This window comes from Streptomyces sp. PH10-H1 (assembly GCF_030063355.1).
In the GTDB taxonomy this organism is placed as follows: Bacteria; Actinomycetota; Actinomycetes; order Streptomycetales; family Streptomycetaceae; genus Actinacidiphila.
The window spans coordinates 54,325-71,846 of the sequence record NZ_JASISZ010000042.1 but is presented as its reverse complement, the minus strand read 5'-3'; the positions used below and the strand labels follow the sequence as shown (position 1 = coordinate 71,846).

At 71.7% G+C, this 17,522-nt stretch carries 19 protein-coding genes and 2 pseudogenes; 12 read left to right on the top strand and 9 right to left on the bottom strand.

What is annotated here, in order from left to right:
* The 3 genes and pseudogenes from QMK24_RS24255 to QMK24_RS24245 form a co-directional block, all read left to right on the top strand.
* Positions 1 to 276, top strand: a pseudogene (locus QMK24_RS24255) (ABC transporter ATP-binding protein); the annotation flags it as partial.
* Positions 277 to 490: 214 nt separating this feature from the next.
* Complete coding sequence (locus tag QMK24_RS24250) at positions 491 to 1,378, top strand: ABC transporter permease (RefSeq protein ID WP_502962475.1); 888 nt, start codon at positions 491 to 493, stop codon at positions 1,376 to 1,378.
* A gap of 82 nt (positions 1,379 to 1,460) precedes the next feature.
* The gene (locus QMK24_RS24245) at positions 1,461 to 2,156 is read left to right on the top strand and encodes an ABC transporter permease (protein WP_283468817.1); all 696 of its coding nucleotides are present in this window, start codon (positions 1,461 to 1,463) and stop codon (positions 2,154 to 2,156) included.
* Between the two features lie 194 nt (positions 2,157 to 2,350).
* On the opposite strand, the gene ybaK is transcribed toward QMK24_RS24245, so the two are convergent.
* The 3 genes from ybaK to QMK24_RS24230 all read right to left on the bottom strand — a co-directional run bounded on the left by ybaK (position 2,351) and on the right by QMK24_RS24230 (position 5,342).
* Entirely contained in the window at positions 2,351 to 2,848 is a 498-nt protein-coding gene (ybaK, locus tag QMK24_RS24240; protein WP_283468816.1) for a Cys-tRNA(Pro) deacylase, read from the bottom strand.
* Positions 2,849 to 2,957: 109 nt separating this feature from the next.
* Positions 2,958 to 3,680, bottom strand: coding sequence for an LON peptidase substrate-binding domain-containing protein (locus QMK24_RS24235; RefSeq protein ID WP_283468829.1), 723 nt, complete (start codon positions 3,678 to 3,680; stop codon positions 2,958 to 2,960).
* Positions 3,681 to 3,773: 93 nt separating this feature from the next.
* Positions 3,774 to 5,342 (bottom strand): oxidoreductase, encoded by a 1,569-nt coding sequence (locus QMK24_RS24230; protein WP_502962476.1) that lies wholly within the window; start codon positions 5,340 to 5,342, stop codon positions 3,774 to 3,776.
* 124 nt (positions 5,343 to 5,466) lie between these two features.
* Here QMK24_RS24230 and hisD point away from each other — a divergent pair, with 124 nt between their 5' ends.
* Genes hisD through hisF form a run of 8 tightly spaced genes read left to right on the top strand, consistent with a single transcriptional unit; the run spans position 5,467 to position 11,219 of the window.
* A complete protein-coding gene (hisD, locus tag QMK24_RS24225) occupies positions 5,467 to 6,801 on the top strand; it encodes a histidinol dehydrogenase (protein ID WP_283468815.1) in 1,335 nt (444 codons plus the stop codon).
* Entirely contained in the window at positions 6,798 to 7,919 is a 1,122-nt protein-coding gene (locus QMK24_RS24220; RefSeq protein WP_283468814.1) for a histidinol-phosphate transaminase, read from the top strand. The genes hisD and QMK24_RS24220 overlap by 4 nt, the downstream gene beginning before the upstream one ends.
* Positions 7,916 to 8,509: an imidazoleglycerol-phosphate dehydratase HisB gene (gene hisB / locus QMK24_RS24215; RefSeq protein ID WP_283468813.1), complete on the top strand. Its 594-nt coding sequence runs from the start codon at positions 7,916 to 7,918 to the stop codon at positions 8,507 to 8,509. The genes QMK24_RS24220 and hisB overlap by 4 nt, the downstream gene beginning before the upstream one ends.
* Positions 8,506 to 8,658 (top strand): CG2302 family histidine operon protein, encoded by a 153-nt coding sequence (locus QMK24_RS24210; RefSeq protein WP_283468812.1) that lies wholly within the window; start codon positions 8,506 to 8,508, stop codon positions 8,656 to 8,658. The genes hisB and QMK24_RS24210 overlap by 4 nt, the downstream gene beginning before the upstream one ends.
* A 10-nt stretch (positions 8,659 to 8,668) precedes the next feature.
* Positions 8,669 to 9,304 carry an imidazole glycerol phosphate synthase subunit HisH gene (hisH, locus tag QMK24_RS24205; protein ID WP_283468810.1) on the top strand — a complete coding sequence of 212 codons (636 nt, stop codon included), beginning with the start codon at positions 8,669 to 8,671 and terminating at the stop codon, positions 9,302 to 9,304.
* A gap of 13 nt (positions 9,305 to 9,317) precedes the next feature.
* Complete coding sequence (gene priA / locus QMK24_RS24200) at positions 9,318 to 10,046, top strand: bifunctional 1-(5-phosphoribosyl)-5-((5-phosphoribosylamino)methylideneamino)imidazole-4-carboxamide isomerase/phosphoribosylanthranilate isomerase PriA (protein WP_283468809.1); 729 nt, start codon at positions 9,318 to 9,320, stop codon at positions 10,044 to 10,046.
* A gap of 13 nt (positions 10,047 to 10,059) precedes the next feature.
* Positions 10,060 to 10,467, top strand: coding sequence for a RidA family protein (locus QMK24_RS24195; RefSeq protein ID WP_283468808.1), 408 nt, complete (start codon positions 10,060 to 10,062; stop codon positions 10,465 to 10,467).
* Positions 10,464 to 11,219, top strand: a complete 756-nt coding sequence (gene hisF / locus QMK24_RS24190) for an imidazole glycerol phosphate synthase subunit HisF (protein ID WP_283468807.1) — start codon at positions 10,464 to 10,466, stop codon at positions 11,217 to 11,219. Before QMK24_RS24195 ends, hisF begins: the two co-directional genes overlap by 4 nt.
* Before the next feature lie 70 nt (positions 11,220 to 11,289).
* Here hisF and QMK24_RS24185 read toward each other — a convergent pair whose 3' ends face one another.
* From QMK24_RS24185 to QMK24_RS24170, 4 genes and pseudogenes are all read right to left on the bottom strand, one after another.
* Positions 11,290 to 12,033, bottom strand: a complete 744-nt coding sequence (locus tag QMK24_RS24185; RefSeq protein WP_283468805.1) for a succinate dehydrogenase/fumarate reductase iron-sulfur subunit — start codon at positions 12,031 to 12,033, stop codon at positions 11,290 to 11,292.
* A gap of 37 nt (positions 12,034 to 12,070) precedes the next feature.
* Positions 12,071 to 12,421, bottom strand: a pseudogene (locus QMK24_RS24180) (RRXRR domain-containing protein); the annotation flags it as partial.
* A 92-nt stretch (positions 12,422 to 12,513) separates the two neighbouring features.
* Positions 12,514 to 14,460, bottom strand: a complete 1,947-nt coding sequence (locus QMK24_RS24175) for a fumarate reductase/succinate dehydrogenase flavoprotein subunit (protein ID WP_283468803.1) — start codon at positions 14,458 to 14,460, stop codon at positions 12,514 to 12,516.
* Between the two features lies 1 nt (position 14,461).
* Positions 14,462 to 15,166 (bottom strand): succinate dehydrogenase cytochrome b subunit, encoded by a 705-nt coding sequence (locus QMK24_RS24170; protein ID WP_283468802.1) that lies wholly within the window; start codon positions 15,164 to 15,166, stop codon positions 14,462 to 14,464.
* A gap of 95 nt (positions 15,167 to 15,261) precedes the next feature.
* On the opposite strand from QMK24_RS24170, the gene QMK24_RS24165 reads away from it, so the two are divergent.
* On the top strand, positions 15,262 to 16,149 hold the full coding sequence (locus QMK24_RS24165) for a LysR family transcriptional regulator (protein ID WP_283468801.1): 888 nt from the start codon (positions 15,262 to 15,264) through the stop codon (positions 16,147 to 16,149).
* Between the two features lie 24 nt (positions 16,150 to 16,173).
* On the opposite strand, the gene QMK24_RS24160 is transcribed toward QMK24_RS24165, so the two are convergent.
* Positions 16,174 to 16,806: a TIGR03085 family metal-binding protein gene (locus QMK24_RS24160; protein WP_283468800.1), complete on the bottom strand. Its 633-nt coding sequence runs from the start codon at positions 16,804 to 16,806 to the stop codon at positions 16,174 to 16,176.
* A gap of 33 nt (positions 16,807 to 16,839) precedes the next feature.
* Entirely contained in the window at positions 16,840 to 17,517 is a 678-nt protein-coding gene (locus QMK24_RS24155) for a hypothetical protein (protein WP_283468798.1), read from the bottom strand.
* Between the last annotated feature and the right edge of the window lie 5 nt (positions 17,518 to 17,522).

Here is a 17,522-nt window from a genome sequence, read left to right as displayed (position 1 = left end):
AAGGTGCTCGGCGCGGACGTGGTCTGGCTCGACCTCTTGGGGGGCGCCGCGCCGCCGCTGCATCTGCCCGAGGTCGCCGCGCTGCGCGCCACGGCCCGGATCTCCGGCCGCCGCTGGACGCTCCGGCTTCCGCAGGCGCGGGCCCGCGCCGTGGTCGCCGAGATCACCGGCGGCCGGGCCTTCGACGCACTCGACGACTTCACGCTCGCCACACCGAGCCTCGAAGACGTGTACCTGGCCCTCGGCGGCCGTCAGAAGGGACTGGTCAAGGCATGACGTCTGCCTGCGGCGGGCTTCCGCGACACGGCCTGCGGCCGGCACTGCTCCGGCACGCGCCGGGCGGGCCGGCGTGCGGCGCCCGGGCGGCCGGTCATGACCGGTCCCCGCACCGTCCGGGACCCGGCGTCGCCTGCCCGGCGGCTCCGGCGCGCTGTGACAGGGCGCGCCGGACGTCCCCGGCCGTGGGCCGGCGTACGCGGCGAGGCGCCCGGTGAGCGCGGCGGCACCGGTGGTTCCCGGAGCGGCCGGAGCGGCCGGAGCGGCCGGAGCGGCCGGAGCGGCCGGAGCGGCCGGAGCGAAGTCCGGCACGGTCACCGCAGGACGTGACGGGACGGCGGCGGCACCGCTCGCTCCCCGCGCGCGGCTGCTGCCCGCGCTGGGCGCCGTGTACCGGGCCCAGCTGTCGCGCGCGCGGGTGGCGCGGATCCCGCTGCTGTTCGTGGCGACCTTCCAATCCGTCGGCATCATGGTGATGCTGCGCGGCGTCGTCGACGGCGGCGACGCCGAGGCGGCGCGCGCGGTGGTCGCCGGGTCGAGCGTGCTGGTCGTGGCGTTCGTCGCGCTCAACCTGCTGGCGCAGTACTTCGGCCAGCTGCGGGCCTCGGGCGGCCTCGACCACTACGCCACGCTGCCGGTGCCGCCCGCCGCGGTGGTGCTGGGCGCGGCGGGCGCCTACGCGTCGTTCACGGTGCCCGGCACGATCGCCACGGCGGTCACCGGATGCGTGCTCTTCCAGCTGCCGCTGGTGAACCTGTGGGTGCTGGCGGCGGTCATCCCGCTTGCGGGAGCCGCGCTCGCCGGACTCGGCGCGGCGCTCGGCCTGCTGGCGCCCAAGCAGGAACTGGCCACGCTCTTCGGCCAGTTGGGCATGTCGGCGGCGCTGCTGCTGGGCGTGCTGCCGGCCGGGCACATGCCCGCGCCGATCGGACTCGTACGGGATCTGCTGCCGTCCACCTACGGCGTGGAGGCCTTCGCCCACACCTTCGACCCGCACCCGGACTGGGTCATGGTGGGCGCGGACCTGTCGGTGTGCGCGGCCGTCGGCGTGGTGTCGCTGGCCGCCGCCACCTGGGCCTACCGCAGAGCGGCCTGCCGGTGATCGCGAAGAACACGGCACCCGGAGTGCCTCCTCGGAATGGTGGCGGTCGGTGACGGGTGGGAGGACCTGGCACGATGGGCGGGTGACCGCACCCCTGACGCCGCACGACCAGCCGCCGCCCCCGCCGCCGTACTCCGGCGCGGAGCTGCCCGGCGACGCATCGAAGGACGCACGTGCGGCGTTCCTCACAGAACTGCGGCAGGGCGCCCTGGTGGCGGTCGCGGTGGCGGTGACCGGTGTTCTGCTCGGACTGCTGTGGCTGTGGCTCGCGCCCCGCATCCCGCTGGTCTCCGACGGCAAGGCGATCTACCTCAAGGACAGCGAGGGCGAGGAGGCGATCGGCGCGGACGGCACCTTCGTGCTGCTCGGGCTCGCGATGGGCGTGCTGACGGCTGCCGCGGTCTTCTGGCGCTACCGGCGCGGCGGTATCGGAGTGGTCCTCGGCCTCGCGGTCGGCGGGCTGCTCGGCTCGGTGATCGCCTGGCGGCTCGGGGCCTGGCTCGGCCCGACGGGCGATCTGATCGCGCACGCCAAGGCGGTCGGGCCGAAGGTCGTCTTCGGCGGCCCGCTGCGACTGCGTGCCAAGGGCGCACTGGTCGCCTGGCCGGCCGCGGCGATGCTCGCGCATCTCTGTCTGACCTCGGCCCTCGGGCCGCGCGACCCGCAGTCGTGGGACAACCCGTATCCGGCGCCCCACCCGGCACCGGTCCCCGCGCCGCCGCCCGAGGATGCCCGCCCGTTCAGGAATCCCGAGCACCCGTCGGGCCAAGGGTCCTGAGGGTTACGCCGGGCGCCGGCCGTGGTTGGCGCGGCGCTTCTTGATACGCCATTTCCGCTTGCGGGTGCGTTTCGACATGCTGCCGGCTTCCCTCGCCGCGGTGGTCCCTCCGGACACCGTGCGCCCTGTCCGGCCGCTCGTCCAGAGGGACCGCGAGGTTCCGGTAAATCCGCCTGATCGATCCGCTGGATCCGCTACGTCCGTCCGACCGGCGCGGTGACCGCTCCGGTGAGCCGGACCAGATCCCCAGGTGCGAGTTCGACCTCCAGGCCGCGCTTGCCGGCCGAGACGAACACCGTGGGATACGTCAGAGCCGAGGCGTCCACGACGGTGGGCAGGCGTTTGCGCTGGCCCAGCGGGGAGATGCCGCCGCGTACGTAGCCGGTGGTGCGTTCGGCAGCCGCGGGGTCGGCCATCGCGGCGCGTTTGCCGCCGACCGCGGCGGCGAGCGCCTTGAGGTCGAGGGAGCCGGCGACCGGGACCACGGCGACGGTCAGCGCGCCGTCGACATCGGCGACCAGGGTCTTGAACACCCGCTCGGGAGCCGTGCCCAGCGCCTCGGCGGCCTCGTCGCCGTACGAGGCGGCGGCAGGATCGTGCGCGTAGGCGTGGACGGTGAAGGCCGCGCCGTCCTGTTCCAGCACGACGGTGGCGGGGGTGCCGCCGGTCGCCGCCTTGGTCTTCCTGGCCATGACGTGCCGCCTTCGGGTCGGTTTCCGCTCAGGGTTTCCGCTCAGGGTTCCGCACGCGTCAGCACGGCGTCCGCTCGCCGTCCGCTCGACGCCCCGCGCGGTCCCGCGGTCAGTTGAGGCTGGCCGGCTGCCGGGTCAGATCGACGGCGGGCAGCGAGGGGAGCTTGCCGATCACGGCGGCCTCGCGGCGGAGCAGCGGCAGCTCGGCCGCCAGCCGGGCCGCGGTGTCGGGTGCTTCGAGCAGCCGCTGCTTGGCGGGGGTCTCGAAGATCGTCGCGGCGGCCACCAGATACGACAGCACGGACGGGTCGTCGGGCAGCTCCTGGACCGCGACGAGCGTACGGTCCTGCGCTCCGGCGAGGCGCTTCTGATAGGTGCGGAAGGCCCTCGCGACACCCGAGGCCAGGGTGCCCGCGCCCTCGCCCAGCTCCTCCGGCAGCTCCTCCACCTCAGCGGTCAGATACGGGCCGGTCGCGTCGACCGACAGCAGCCGGAAGCGGGTGGTGCCGGTGGCCACCAGCTCGTAGCCGCCGTCCTCGCGCTCACCGATGGTGGCGGCCTCCGCGATGCAGCCGACCTGGAACAGCGACGTGGCCGGGTCGGGGCCGAAACCGGCTCCGGCGGTGGTGTCCATCCCGTCCGGGCCGGTCGGTGCGATCTCGTTCCCGTCCTTGATGGCGACCACGGCGAAGCGGCGCGGGGCGTCCTCCGGCAGCGCGAGCAGATCGCTCACGAGCGCGCGGTACCGCTCCTCGAAGATGTGCAGGGGCAGAACGAGGCCGGGGAAGAGGGCCGAGTTCAGCGGGAAGAGCGGAAGGCGAGCGGTCACAATCGGACAGCGTACGTCCTGCCCCGGTCGCCCGGCGGGCTGCTTCCGCCGCGCGAGCCCTCCGCGCGCTCTGCCCGGCCCCGCCGCGTACGCCGCTCAGCCCCGGCGCAGCAGCCGCGAGGCGCCCGCCGCGACGGTGGTGGCCAGTATCCAGCCCAGCAGGACGAGGACGGTGGCCGCCCATTGCGCGCCGCCGGCCGGTTTCCAGGCGCTGTCCTGGCCGAGGTCGATGACGGGCAGGAGCAGGTCCAGGGCGTACAGCGGCGCGCTCCAGTGCGGTGCCTCGTCGGGTTTGAGGGCCGGCGGGGGATGCATGGTGAAGAAGGCCGCGCCGATCGCCCAGAGCACGGCCATCCACACGGCGGCCCGGCCGGGCCGGTACCCGTAGCCGACCGTGATGTCCTGGAGATAGCCCCAGAGCGTGCCGGCCAGCGGCAGCGCCTCGCGGCGGCGGCGCTGCTTGGCGAGCAGCACCTCGCGGGCATCGGAGTCCTCACCGCCCGCCCGCAGGGCCGCGGCGAGGTGCTCGTAGGGCTCGGGGCTGTACTCGGGCGTGGCAGCGGCCAGCCAGGAGATGCGGTCGCGCAGCGGGAAGACGCCCGCCGGGCTGAGCGTGGTGTAGCTGAACCCCGTCAGGTCGAGACCGCCGGACTCCGGCCAGCTCTGGCGGGTGTCGGTGAGATTGCCCACCCGGGCGCCGGCCAGCGAGACGGTGCCCGTCGGCGGCCGGCTGAGCGTGAAGCGCAGTTCCGGTGTCTGGATCCGCCGCAGCGACAGCTGCTGGGAGCCCGTGAGCCGGAACCGCGCCCGGGTGATGATCACCGCGTTGCCGAACCGGCCGTCGTCCAGCCGGACCGCGCCCTCGCAGCTGAAGTTGCGCGTCCGCACCCCGGCGGGCGGGGTGCCGCCGCTGTCACCGCCCGCGGCCATCCATCCCGAGCTGAGGTAGAGGGTGTGCTCGACGGTGACCCGCGCCGCGTTCAGCGCGTAGCGGCCGTAGGGGTTGTGCAGCAGGCTGCCGCGCAGGCTCAGCCGCCCGCCGATCCGGGCGCTGCGCAGGCTGATCTCGCCGGTCACGTCCATCAGTTCGGCCTCGACGTCCTGGGCGACGCTGAGTCCGTCGGCGGCGAGCGCCCGCCCGTGCCGGTCACGGCCCACGGTGAGCTGGTTGAGCAGCAGGTCGGTGCCGATGTGCGCGTCGGTGAGCCGGATGCCGCCGCCCACGGTGCACTGCGGCAGGTGGAGGTCGCCGGTGGTGGTGAGCCGGGCCGCCTCCAGGCGCGGGATCGCGCAGTGCACCAGACGGAGGGTCGTGAACTGGCACTCGGGCAGCAGGATCTGATCCTCGAAGCGGCAGTCGTGCATCTCCACGTACGGGGTGACCTGGCCGCCGGCCACGTTCAGCTGGCCGCTGATCTTGGCGCCGGAGAGCTTGACGCACGCGACCCGGCCCGGCTCGGCGGGCGGCCCGTCCAGGAGCAGGGTGGCGACCGCCTCGGCCCGTACGGTCCGCTCCGGGCCCCAGGGGCGGTCGGTGGCCGGGTCGTCGCGTTCGGGGATGCCGGTGCGCAGGTCGTACAGCTCGCCACGCCGGAACGCGGTCCACATCCCCTTCTCGACCTCGGTCCAGCTGTCCGGCGCCAGGATCCCCAACGGCTCGGTCACCGCGTCCCCTCCCCGTCGTACCGCGCGACAGACGGAACGCTAGTGGCAATGATCACCGGCCGTGGACGTATCAGGGAGTGGAACCGAAGAACGGCTGAGAACAGCGTTCCCTACACTTGACAGGGTGATCTCCCGAATCGATCTGCGTGGTGCCGCCTTCCCGAAGGACGGCATCGACCGCGACCTGCTGCCCCGTGCCGAGTTCGACGTGGAAGCCGCCCTGGAAAAGGTGCGGCCCATCTGCGAGGACGTACGCCATCGTGGGACCGCGGCGCTGATCGACTACGCGCGGAAGTTCGACGGCGTCACCCTGGAGCGCGTCCGGGTGCCCGCGCGGGCGCTGGCCGCCGCCCTGGACGAGCTGGACCCGAAGATCCGCGCCGCCCTGGAGGAGTCGATCCGGCGGGCCAGGATCGTGCACCGCGAGCAGCGCCGTACCGACACCACAGTGCAGGTCGTGCCCGGTGGAACGGTCACCGAGCGCTGGGTGCCGGTCGAGCGCGTCGGTCTGTACGTGCCGGGCGGGCTGGCCGCCTACGCGTCGTCCGTCGTCATGAACGTGGTCCCGGCGCAGGAGGCGGGCGTCGAGGGCATCGCCGTCTCGTCGCCCCCGCAGAAGGCCAATTTTTCGAAAGAGTTCGGCGGCGGGCTGCCGAACGCGACGATCCTCGCCGCCTGCGCGCTGCTCGGCGTGGACGAGGTGTACGCCGCGGGCGGCGCCCAGGCCATCGCGATGTTCGCGTACGGAACGGACGAGTGCCGCCCGGTCAATCTGGTCACCGGTCCCGGCAACATCTATGTCGCCTCGGCCAAGCGGCTGCTCAAGGGCCGGATCGGCATCGACGCCGAGGCCGGGCCGACCGAGATCGCCGTCCTCGCCGACGCCACCGCCGACCCGGTGCACGTCGCCGCCGACCTGATCAGCCAGGCCGAGCACGACACCCTGGCGGCGGCCGTGCTGGTCACCACCTCGGTGGAGCTGGCCGAGCAGGTCGGGAAAGAGCTGGCGACGCAGGTCGCGGCCACCAAGCACAGCGAGCGCATCCTGGCCGCGCTCGCCGGACGGCAGTCGGCCGTGGTGCTGGTCGACACGATCGACCAGGGCCTCGAGGTCGTCGACGCCTACGGCGCGGAGCACCTGGAGATCCAGACCGCGGACGCCGTCGCCGTCGCCGCCCGGGTCCGCAACGCGGGCGCGGTCTTCGTCGGCGCGTACGCCCCCGTCTCGCTCGGCGACTACTGCGCGGGCTCGAACCACGTCCTGCCGACCGGCGGCTGCGCCTGTCACTCCTCGGGCCTGTCCGTGCAGTCGTTCCTGCGCGGGATCCACGTCGTGGACTACTCGCGTGACGCGCTCGCCGAGGTGACCCACCACGTGGTGACCCTCGCGGACGCCGAGGACCTGCCCGCGCACGGCGCCGCCCTGCGGGCGCGGTTCGGATGGGAGGTGCCCCAGTGACCGGCAACGTGTCATCCCCGGATTGGGGCGAGCTCCCCATCCGCGACGAGCTCCGCGGCAAGACCCCGTACGGTGCGCCCCAGCTCGATGTGCCCGTGCGCCTGAACACCAACGAGAACCCGTACCCGCTGCCCGACGCCCTCGTCCGGCGGATCGCCGAGCGGGTCACCGAGGCCGCCCGGGAGCTGAACCGCTACCCGGACCGGGACGCGGTGGAGCTCCGTACCGAGCTGGCGAAGTACCTCAGCCGCACCGCCGGGCACGAGGTCTCGATGGCGCAGGTGTGGGCGGCCAACGGCTCGAACGAGATCCTCCAGCAGCTGCTGCAGACCTTCGGCGGCCCCGGCAGGACCGCGATCGGATTCGAGCCCTCGTACTCGATGCACGCGCTGATCTCGCGCGGCACCGGGACGGGATGGATCTCCGGCCCGCGCAGCGCGGACTTCACCATCGACGTCGGCGCGGCCGTGGCGGAGATCGCCGCGCGCCGGCCCGAGGTGGTCTTCATCTGCTCGCCGAACAACCCCACCGGCACGGCGGTCGACGCCGATACCGTGCTGGCGCTGTACGAGGCCGCGCAGGCAGCCCGGCCGTCGCTGGTCGTGATCGACGAGGCGTACGGCGAGTTCTCGCACCGGCCGTCGCTGATCCCGCTGATCGAGGGCCGCCCGAACCTGGTCGTCAGCCGCACCATGTCGAAGGCGTTCGGCGCCGCCGGCCTGCGGCTCGGCTACCTCGCCGCCGACCCGGCGGTCGTCGACGCCGTCCAGCTGGTGCGCCTGCCGTACCACCTGTCGTCCGTCACCCAGGCCACCGCGCTCGCGGCGCTGGAGCACACCGATACGCTGCTGGGGTACGTCGAACAGCTCAAGGCCGAACGGGACCGCCTGGTCACCGAGCTGCGGGCGATGGGCTGCGAGGTCACGGACTCCGACGCGAACTTCGTGCAGTTCGGGCGGTTCGCGGACAGTCACGCGGCCTGGCAGTCGATCCTCGACCGCGGCGTCCTCGTCCGCGACAACGGTGTACCGGGCTGGCTGCGGGTCACCGCTGGCACCCCGGAGGAGAACGACGCGTTCCTCGACGCGGTTCGCGCAATGCTGAAGGAGACCGTATGACCCGCGTGGGCCGTGTGGAACGCACCACCAAGGAGACATCCGTCGTCGTCGAGATCGACCTGGACGGCAGGGGCGACGTCTCCGTCTCCACCGGTGTCGGCTTCTACGACCACATGCTCGACCAGCTCGGCCGCCACGGACTCTTCGACCTGTCGGTCAAGACCGAGGGCGATCTGCACATCGACACCCACCACACCATCGAGGACACCGCCCTCGCGCTCGGCGGCGCCTTCAAGCAGGCGCTCGGCGACAAGGTCGGCATCTACCGCTTCGGCAACTGCACGGTGCCGCTGGACGAGTCCCTCGCCCAGGTCACCGTCGACCTGTCGGGCCGTCCGTATCTGGTGCACACCGAGCCGGAGAACATGGCTCCCATGATCGGCGCGTACGACACGACGATGACCCGGCACATCCTGGAGTCCTTCGTCGCGCAGGCGCAGATCGCCCTCCACGTCCACGTCCCGTACGGCCGCAACGCCCACCACATCGTGGAGTGCCAGTTCAAGGCCCTGGCCCGCGCCCTGCGGTACGCCTCCGAGCGTGACCCCCGCGCGGCCGGCATCCTCCCCTCGACCAAGGGCGCACTGTGAACACCGCATCGACCGTCTACATCGTCCTCGGCCTGTTCCTGGCCGGCGGCGTCTACTCCTTCTGGAAGCAGAAGCTTCCCAAGGGCGTCATCATCCTGCTCGGCATCGGCGCGCTCATGGCGTTCGGTGCCGGCCTGATGGCGCTGTAGAGGGACCGCCATGAGCAAGAGTGTGGTCGTCCTCGACTACGGATTCGGCAACGTCCGCTCGGCGGAGCGCGCGCTCGCGCACGTTGGCGCCGATGTCGAGATCACCAGCGACTTCGACCGGGCCATGAACGCCGACGGGCTGCTGGTGCCCGGCGTCGGCGCGTTCGCCGCCTGCATGGCCGGGCTGAAGTCCGTACGCGGTGAGTGGATCATCGGCCGACGGCTGTCCGGCGGCCGGCCCGTGATGGGCATCTGCGTCGGCATGCAGATCCTCTTCGCGCGCGGCGTGGAGCACGGCACCGAGACCGAGGGCTGCGACGAGTGGCCCGGCACGGTCGAGCCGCTGCGCGCGCCCATCGTCCCGCACATGGGCTGGAACACGGTCAAGGCGCCCGAGGACACCCGGCAGTTCGCCGGCCTCGACGCCGACGCCCGCTTCTACTTCGTGCACTCCTACGCGGTACGCGAGTGGGAGCTGGAGGTCACCAACGCCCACATCCGGTCCCCCCGCGTCACCTGGGCCACCCACGGCGAACCGTTCGTCGCCGCTGTGGAGAACGGCCCGCTGTGGGCCACCCAGTTCCACCCCGAGAAGTCCGGCGACGCCGGTGCCCAACTGCTGACCAACTGGCTCGACAACCTCTAGGACGTCACACCCCATGGCTACGAACCGCCTCGAACTCCTTCCCGCCGTCGACGTCCGCGACGGCCAGGCCGTCCGCCTCGTCCATGGCGAGTCCGGCTCCGAGACGTCCTACGGCGACCCGCTGGCCGCCGCCCTCGCCTGGCAGCAGGCAGGCGCCGAGTGGCTGCATCTGGTGGACCTGGACGCGGCCTTCGGCACCGGTGACAACCGGGCGCGGATCGCCGAGGTCGCCCGCTCCATGGACATCAAGGTCGAGCTGTCCGGCGGCATCCGTGACGACGAGACCCTCGCGGCGGCGCTGGCGACCGGCTGCACCCGCGTCAACCTCGGCACCGCCGCCCTGGAGACGCCCGCATGGGTCGCCAAGGTCATCGCCGAGCACGGCGACAAGATCGCCGTCGGCCTGGACGTACACGGCACCACCCTGCGCGGCCGCGGCTGGACCCGTGACGGCGGCGACCTGTTCGAGACGCTCACCCGCCTCGACGCCGAAGGATGCGCCCGCTACGTCGTCACCGACATCGCCAAGGACGGCACCCTCCAGGGCCCGAACCTGGAACTGCTGAAGAACGTGTGCGCCGCCACGGACCGGCCCGTCGTCGCGTCCGGCGGTGTCTCGTCCCTCGACGACCTGCGGGCGATCGCCATGTTGGTACCCGAAGGTGTCGAAGGCGCCATCGTGGGCAAGGCCCTTTACGCCAAGGCGTTCACCTTGGAAGAGGCCTTGGAGGCCACATCGTGATCGGAACCGTACGATGACCGAATCCCCCGCAGTGCGGCGTATGCAGTCCGACTACAGCCCCTGGGAAGAGACCATGGGCTTCGCCCGCGCGGTCGGGGCCGGGGACCGGGTGATCGTCGCGGGCACCATGCCACTGGTCGGCGGCGTGGTGCGCGGTGAGGGCAGCCCGTACGAACAGGCCATCCTCGCCTTCGGCAACGCGATCGCGGCGCTGGAGCCATTCGGCATCGGGGCCGAGAGCGTCATCCGCACCCGTATGTACCTCAGCCACGCCCGCGACGCGGACGATGTCGGCCGCGCCCACAAGGAGCTGTTCGGCGATGTGCGCCCGGCCGCGACCATGGTCGTGGTCTCCGGGTTCGTCGACTCGCGGGTGCTCGTCGAGGTCGAGGTAGAAGCCTTCCGAGGAGCCCCTGAATGACCCTCGCGGTCCGAGTCATCCCCTGCCTCGACGTGGACAACGGCCGCGTCGTCAAGGGCGTCAACTTCCAGAACCTGCGCGATGCCGGCGACCCTGTCGAGATGGCCAGGCTCTACGACGCCGAAGGCGCCGACGAGCTCACCTTCCTCGACATCACCGCCTCCTCCGGTGACCGCGAGACCACCTACGACGTGGTGCGCCGCACCGCCGAGCAGGTCTTCATCCCGCTCACCGTCGGAGGCGGCGTCCGCACCGCCGACGATGTCGACAAGCTGCTGCGCGCGGGCGCGGACAAGGTCGGCGTCAACACCGCCGCCATCGCCCGCCCCGACCTCATCCGGGAGATCGCCGAGCGGTTCGGCCGGCAGGTGCTCGTGCTGTCCGTGGACGCCCGGCGCGACGCGTCCGGCGGCTTCGAGGTCACCACCCACGGCGGCCGCCGCGGCACCGGCATGGACGCCGTCGAGTGGGCACACCGCGCCGCGGAACTGGGCGCGGGGGAGATCCTCCTCAACTCGATGGACGCCGACGGCACCAAGGACGGCTACGACCTCGGCATGATCGAGGCCGTCCGCAAGCACGTCACCGTCCCCGTCATCGCCTCCGGCGGGGCCGGCCGGCTCGCCGACTTCGCCCCGGCGGTGGCGGCCGGCGCCGACGCCGTGCTGGCGGCCTCGGTCTTCCACTTCGGCGACCTGCGGATCGGCGACGTCAAGAACGCGCTGCGCGAGGCCGGGCACCCCGTCCGCTGACGATGCCCTCAACCGCCGGGCGGGCTTGACTTCCCAGGCCCGCCCGGCGGACCTCCGCAGTACCAATCCCTCAGCGGCCCTTGCTGACGGCTCGCAGCCACTCGCGGTTCGTCGCCGCGATGGACGGCAGCGGGATGCCCTTGGGGCAGGCCGTGGCGCATTCGCCGGTGTTGGTGCAGCCGCCGAAGCCCTCGGCGTCCATGGTCCCGACCATGGACAGCACCCGCGACTCGCGCTCGGGGGCGCCCTGCGGAAGCACGTTGAGGTGGACGACCTTGGCGGAGGTGAAGAGCATCGCCGAGCCGTTCGGGCAGGCCGCCACGCAGGCGCCGCAGCCGATGCACCCGGCGTTCTCGAAGGCGGTGTCGGCGACCGGCTTGGGCACCGCGGTGGCGTGCGCCTCGGGGGCACTGCCGGTGGGGGCGGTGATGTAGCCGCCGGAGCCGATGATGCGGTCGAAGGCGGAACGGTCGACGACGAGATCCTTCACCACCGGGAAGGCGGCGGCGCGCCACGGCTCCACGTCGATGGTGTCGCCGTCCTCGAAGTGCCGCATGTGGAGCTGGCAGGTGGTGGTCCGCTCGGGGCCGTGCGCCCGGCCGTTGATGACCATGCCGCAGGCGCCGCAGATGCCTTCGCGGCAGTCGTGGTCGAAGGCGACGGGCTCATCGCCCGCGAGGATCAGTTCCTCGTTGAGGTGGTCGAGCATCTCCAGGAACGACATGTCGGGGGAGATGCCGGTGACGTCGTAGGTGGTCATCCGGCCCGGCTCGTCGGGGCCGGTCTGCCGCCAGATGCGCAGGGTCAGGTTCATGGGAATCTCCTTGCGCGCGATTCCCCAGCTTCAAGCGGAGGGGTCGGCGCAGTCTTGCCCGGCCCTGTGTGAGGAGTTCGCGGGCCCTGGCCGGGGTGGTGGGTTGCAACGGGATGCCGTGCTTGTCCAGGACGAACACGGCGGGGTGGGCTTTACGGCCCTGCTCCCGGACCGACGGGTCCGGGGTGACGCGCCCGGCGGCAGGTGCACTGCTGGACGTCTCCCCTCGCACATGTCCCGCGCCGGATGCCGCACGGCTGCTTGCCGCTTGACGTTCGCGCCCCGTTTCGTCCCTGTTCCCGGGGGTGTCTGCTGACGCGAATTCGAGAGCGAGCTGCTGAGGAAGCACAGCCCGGTCGGTCTTCCGTCCTACGCGGAACGTAGCCATCAAGGTCACCTCCTTGTAGTTGATGGCTGGTGCTGGTAATGGTGGGTCTCAGTACAGATGCTGAAAAACCCCGCTTTCATGCGGAAAACCCGTTACGCGTAGCTCCGTTGGGTAGGGTGAACATACTCGAATATCAGATGTTCTTTATGTAGAACGGGTGATTTGCCGGTGCCGGTGAACTCCCAGGCGGCGGCGTACGCGAAGGACTCGTCGTCGCGGGCGGCCTCGCTGTCCGGGGTCTGGCTCTCCTCGCGGAAGTGGCCGCCGCACGACTCGGCGCGGTGCAGGGCGTCCAGGCACATCAGCTCGGCGAGTTCCAGATGGTCGGCGATGCGATTGGCCTGCTCCAGGGACTGGTTGAGGTCCGCGCCGGTTCCCGGGACCTTGACGCGGCGCCAGAACTCGTCGCGCAGCTGCGGAATGCGGTCGAGGGCCTTGCGCAGTCCGGTCCCGGTACGGGCCATGCCGCACTCGTCCCACAGCAGCTCGCCCAGCTCGCGGTGGAACGACTCGGGGGTGCGGTCGCCGTCGACGGCGAGCAGCATCCGCAGCCGGTCCTCGGTGCCGGCGACCGCCTCGGCCACCGCCGGGTGTCCGGCGGGGACCTCGGTGTGCGGATGACCGGCCAGATAGTCGCTGAGGGTGGCCGGCAGGACGAAGTAGCCGTCGGCCAGGCCCTGCATGAGCGCGCTGGCACCGAGCCGGTTGGCACCGTGGTCGGAGAAGTTGGCCTCGCCGATGGCGAAGAGGCCGGGCACGGTGGTCTGCAGGTCGTAGTCGACCCACAGGCCGCCCATCGTGTAGTGGATCGCGGGATAGATGCGCATCGGCGCCGTGTACGGGTCCTCCGCGGTGATCCGCGCGTACATCTCGAAGAGGTTGCCGTACTTCTCCTCCACCGCCGCGCGGCCCATCCGGGCGATGGCGTCGGCGAAGTCCAGATAGACGCCCTGCCCGCCGGGTCCGACGCCGCGCCCTTCGTCGCAGACGTTCTTGGCGGCGCGCGAAGCGATGTCGCGGGGCACCAGATTGCCGAACGCCGGGTAGATCCGCTCCAGGTAGTAGTCCCGCTCGTCCTCGGGAACCGTGTTCGGCGGGCGCTTGTCGCCTGGGACCTTCGGGACCCAGATACGGCCGTCGTTGCGCAGCGACTCGCTCATCAGCGTCAGCTTGGACTGGTGATCGCCGGAGCGCGGGATGCAGGTGGGATGGATCTGGGTGAAGCAGGGATTGGCGAAGTACGCGCCGCGCCGGTGGGCGCGCCAGATCGCGGTGGCGTTGGAGTTCTTGGCGTTCGTCGAGAGATGGAAGACATTGCCGTAGCCGCCAGAGGCGAGCACGACCGCGTCCGCGAGATAGGTGTCGATCCGCCCGGTGACCAGGTCGCGGGCGACGATGCCGCGCGCCCGGCCGTCGATCACGATCAGGTCGAGCATCTCGGTGCGGGCGTGCATCTCCACGGTGCCGGCCGCGATCTGCCGGGTGAGCGCCTGGTAGGCGCCGAGCAGCAACTGCTGGCCGGTCTGGCCGCGGGCGTAGAAGGTACGGGACACCTGGACGCCGCCGAAGGAGCGGGTGTCGAGCAGGCCGCCGTACTCGCGGGCGAAGGGGACGCCCTGGGCCACGCACTGGTCGATGATCTCCACCGACACCTGCGCGAGCCGGTGCACATTGGACTCGCGGGCGCGGAAGTCGCCGCCCTTGACGGTGTCGTAGAAGAGCCGGTGGACCGAGTCGCCGTCGTTGCGGTAGTTCTTGGCGGCGTTGATGCCGCCCTGGGCGGCGATGGAGTGGGCCCGGCGGGGCGAGTCCTGGTAGCAGAACTGCACGACGTGGTAGCCCTGTTCGGCCAGGGTGGCACCGGCGGCGCCGCCGGCCAGGCCGGTGCCGACGACAATGACGCTGTGCCGGCGGCGGTTGGCCGGGCTGACCAGCTTCGCCTCGAAGCGGCGGCGGTCCCAGCGGTCGGCGATCGGGCCTTCGGGGGCCCGGGTGTCGGCGATCGGCTCGCCGGTGGAGTAGCGGGTGCAGTCGGTCATGTCAGCTCACGACTCCAGTCATGACGGCGACGGGGACGGCGATGAATCCGCAGGTCAGGATGAGCGCCAGGGCATTGGCCGCGGCCTTGAGCGCCCGGTCGCGGCGGGCGTTGTTGGCGCCGAGGGTCTGGGCGGCGCTCCAGAAGCCGTGCCGGATGTGCAGACCGAGCGCGAGCATCGCCACGATGTAGACGACGTCGGCGTACCAGGTGCGGAAGTCCGCGACGATGTTCTCGTAGGGGTGGTGCGCCTGGCCGCGCGGATTTACCGTCAGCGTCGTCAGGTCCAGGATGTGCCAGACGATGAACAGCGCGAGGATCACCCCGCCCCAGCGCATGGTGCGGGTGGCGTAACTCGCGCGCCGTCGCCGGTGGGCGTACTTGGCGGGCCTGGCGGCCCGGTCCCGCCGGCTGAGCTGGTACGCGGCGACGCCGTGCAGCACGACGGCCGCCACCAGGCCCACCCGCATCAGCCACAGGAACCAGCCGTAATGCAGCACCGGCTCGCCGATGGTGCGCAGCCAGGCCGCGTAGCCGTTGAAGTCTGGGGCGCCGAAGAAGATCTTCAGATTGCCGACCATGTGCCCGACGAGGAACAGCAGCATCGCCACGCCGGTGGCGGCCATGACCGCCTTCTTGCCGACGGTCGAGCGCCACAGCGTCGCCGCGGGGGACGGTCGTCGGTCCGTACGTGTCGCCAGTGCCATGGACAAGGACGTTAGGCCGGGCGTTTCCATGTGTCCAAGACATGATGCGGCTGCTTTCGATAGTCAGTGACTATGGTGAGGTCTAGGCTGGGGTGATGCAGCTCCACCAGCTCGAGTACTTCGCCGCCGTCGCGGACCACCGGCACTTCACCCGCGCCGCCGAGAGCGTCCATGTGGCCCAGCCCTCGCTGTCACAGCAGATCCGGGCCCTGGAACGGGGGCTGGGCGCTGAGCTGTTCCACCGCGCCCGCGGCCACATCACCCTCACCGACGCGGGGGAGGCGCTGCTGCCGCTGGCCCGCCGCATCCTGGCCGACGCCGAGACCGCGCGCCGTGAGGTCCAGGAGGTGGCCCAGCTCCGGCGCGGCCGGGTACGGCTCGGGGCACCGCCGAGTCTGTGCGCCAGCCTGGTGCCCGATGTCCTGCGGGACTTCCACCGGCGGTATCCGGGCGTCGACCTGGTCGTCCATGAGGACGGCTCGCAGGATCTCGTCCGGGTGCTGGCCGCCGGGGAGCTGGACCTCGCCTTGATCATCACCCCGCTGCCCGGCCAGGCCCCGGCCCTGGCCACCGAGGAACTCCTGCGCGAGGAACTGGTCGCGGTCTCGTCCCCGGCCGCCCCCGCGCCCGTCCGCCGCAAGAGCCTGCGCATCGAGGATCTGCGCGGCCGTCCGATGGTGATGTTCCGTCGCGGCTACGACCTGCGGGAGCACACCCTCGCCGCCTGCCGTGCGGCCGGGTTCGAGCCGGCCTTCTCCGTGGAGGGCGGCGAGATGGACGCGGTACTCGGCTTCGTCCGGGCCGGTCTCGGCCTGGCCGTGGTCCCCAGCATGGTCGCCGAGCGCTCGGGCCTGCGGGTCACCCCGTTCGCCGCCCCGGGGCTGCACCGCATCATCTCCGTCGCCCACCGCAGCGACGTCTCCCCACCTCGCGCCGCCCGCGAACTCCGCCGCATCCTGCTGGAGGCCGCACGGGGACGGTGACGGGGGATTTCGGGGGCCGTCCGGTTACAGGCCGAGCTTCGTCTCGTACACCTTCGTCACCGCGGCCTTGTCGCCGTCCGTCTCGACGCGCGCCGCGTCCTGGCGGCCGAGGGCGAACATGGTCAGCTCGCCCGGCTCGCCGGTGACCGTCACGACCGGGGTGCCCTTGTGGGCGACGGCTGTCTGGCCGTCGGGGCGGCGCAGCACCAGCCCGACCGGGGACCGGCGGCCGGCCACCCGGGCCATCCGCTCCAGCCGCTTCCACAGGGTGTCGGAGAAGACGCTGTCCAGCTCGCGGGGGATCCACTCGGGCTGGGCGCGGCGGATGTCCTCGGAGTGGACGAAGTACTCGACGGTGTTGGCCGCCTCGTCGATCTGCTTGAGGGCGAACGGCGACATCCGCGGCGGCCCGGTGCGGATGAGCTGGACGAGCTCCTCGTACGGCTTGAGCGCGTACTCCTGCCGCACCCGCTCCAGCCGGGCCGCGAGCTGCGGGATCAGTATTCCGGCGGCCGCGTCGCTGCGGCGTTCGCGGACGACGATATGCGCGGCCAGATCACGCGTGGTCCAGCCGTCGCACAGGGTCGGGGCGCCCGGCCCCGAGCTCTCCAGCAGATCGGCGAGGAGCAGACGTTCACGCTGCGCATGAGTCGACATGACGACAGGTTAGGTCCACTCCTCGCCGCACGGCTACGGCAGGGCCTGGGTGAGCTTCTTTCCGTTGACCTTGTTGCTGAGGGTCAGGGAACAGGAGATCGTGTCCCGCTTCTGGATCTGGTACGTCATGAGCGAGGGGTAGAGCGCGTAGTAGTAGTACGTCTTCCCGTCGGCCGGGATGCTGCCGAGACGCTTCTTGGCGTCCGGCTCGCACAGCTTCAGCACCTTGGTCTGCAGTTCGGTCTCGGTGTTGAAGGTGCCCGTCAGGGTCTCGTTCGCGACGACCTCGCCGTCGTGCGGCGAACTGCACGAGCGGGTCGTGACGACGGACACGCTGCTGTCCAGGCCCGGGTGGTCGAAGCACTTGCCGGGCTGGAGCACTACGTACGGCACCAGGTCCTGGCTCGGGCTCGCGCTGGGAGTACTCGACGTCGGCAGGTCGGTCGGAATGGTGATGCTCGGCAGATCGGTCGGCACGGTGACCGAGGGCAGCGGGGTCGGCGAGAAGGACGAACTGGTGCTGTTCTTCGCGTCCGGCTTCTTGTCGCTGCCGCCGCTGGTGGCCAGGACGATGCCGGTGATGATCGCCCCGACGACGACCACCGCGCCGATCGCGATCGCCGCGTTGCGCGGGCCGTTGTTCCCGCCACCGGGCGGAGGCGGCGGGTACGGGCCGCCGCCACCGGGATAGCCGTAACCGCCCGGAGGCACCGGCG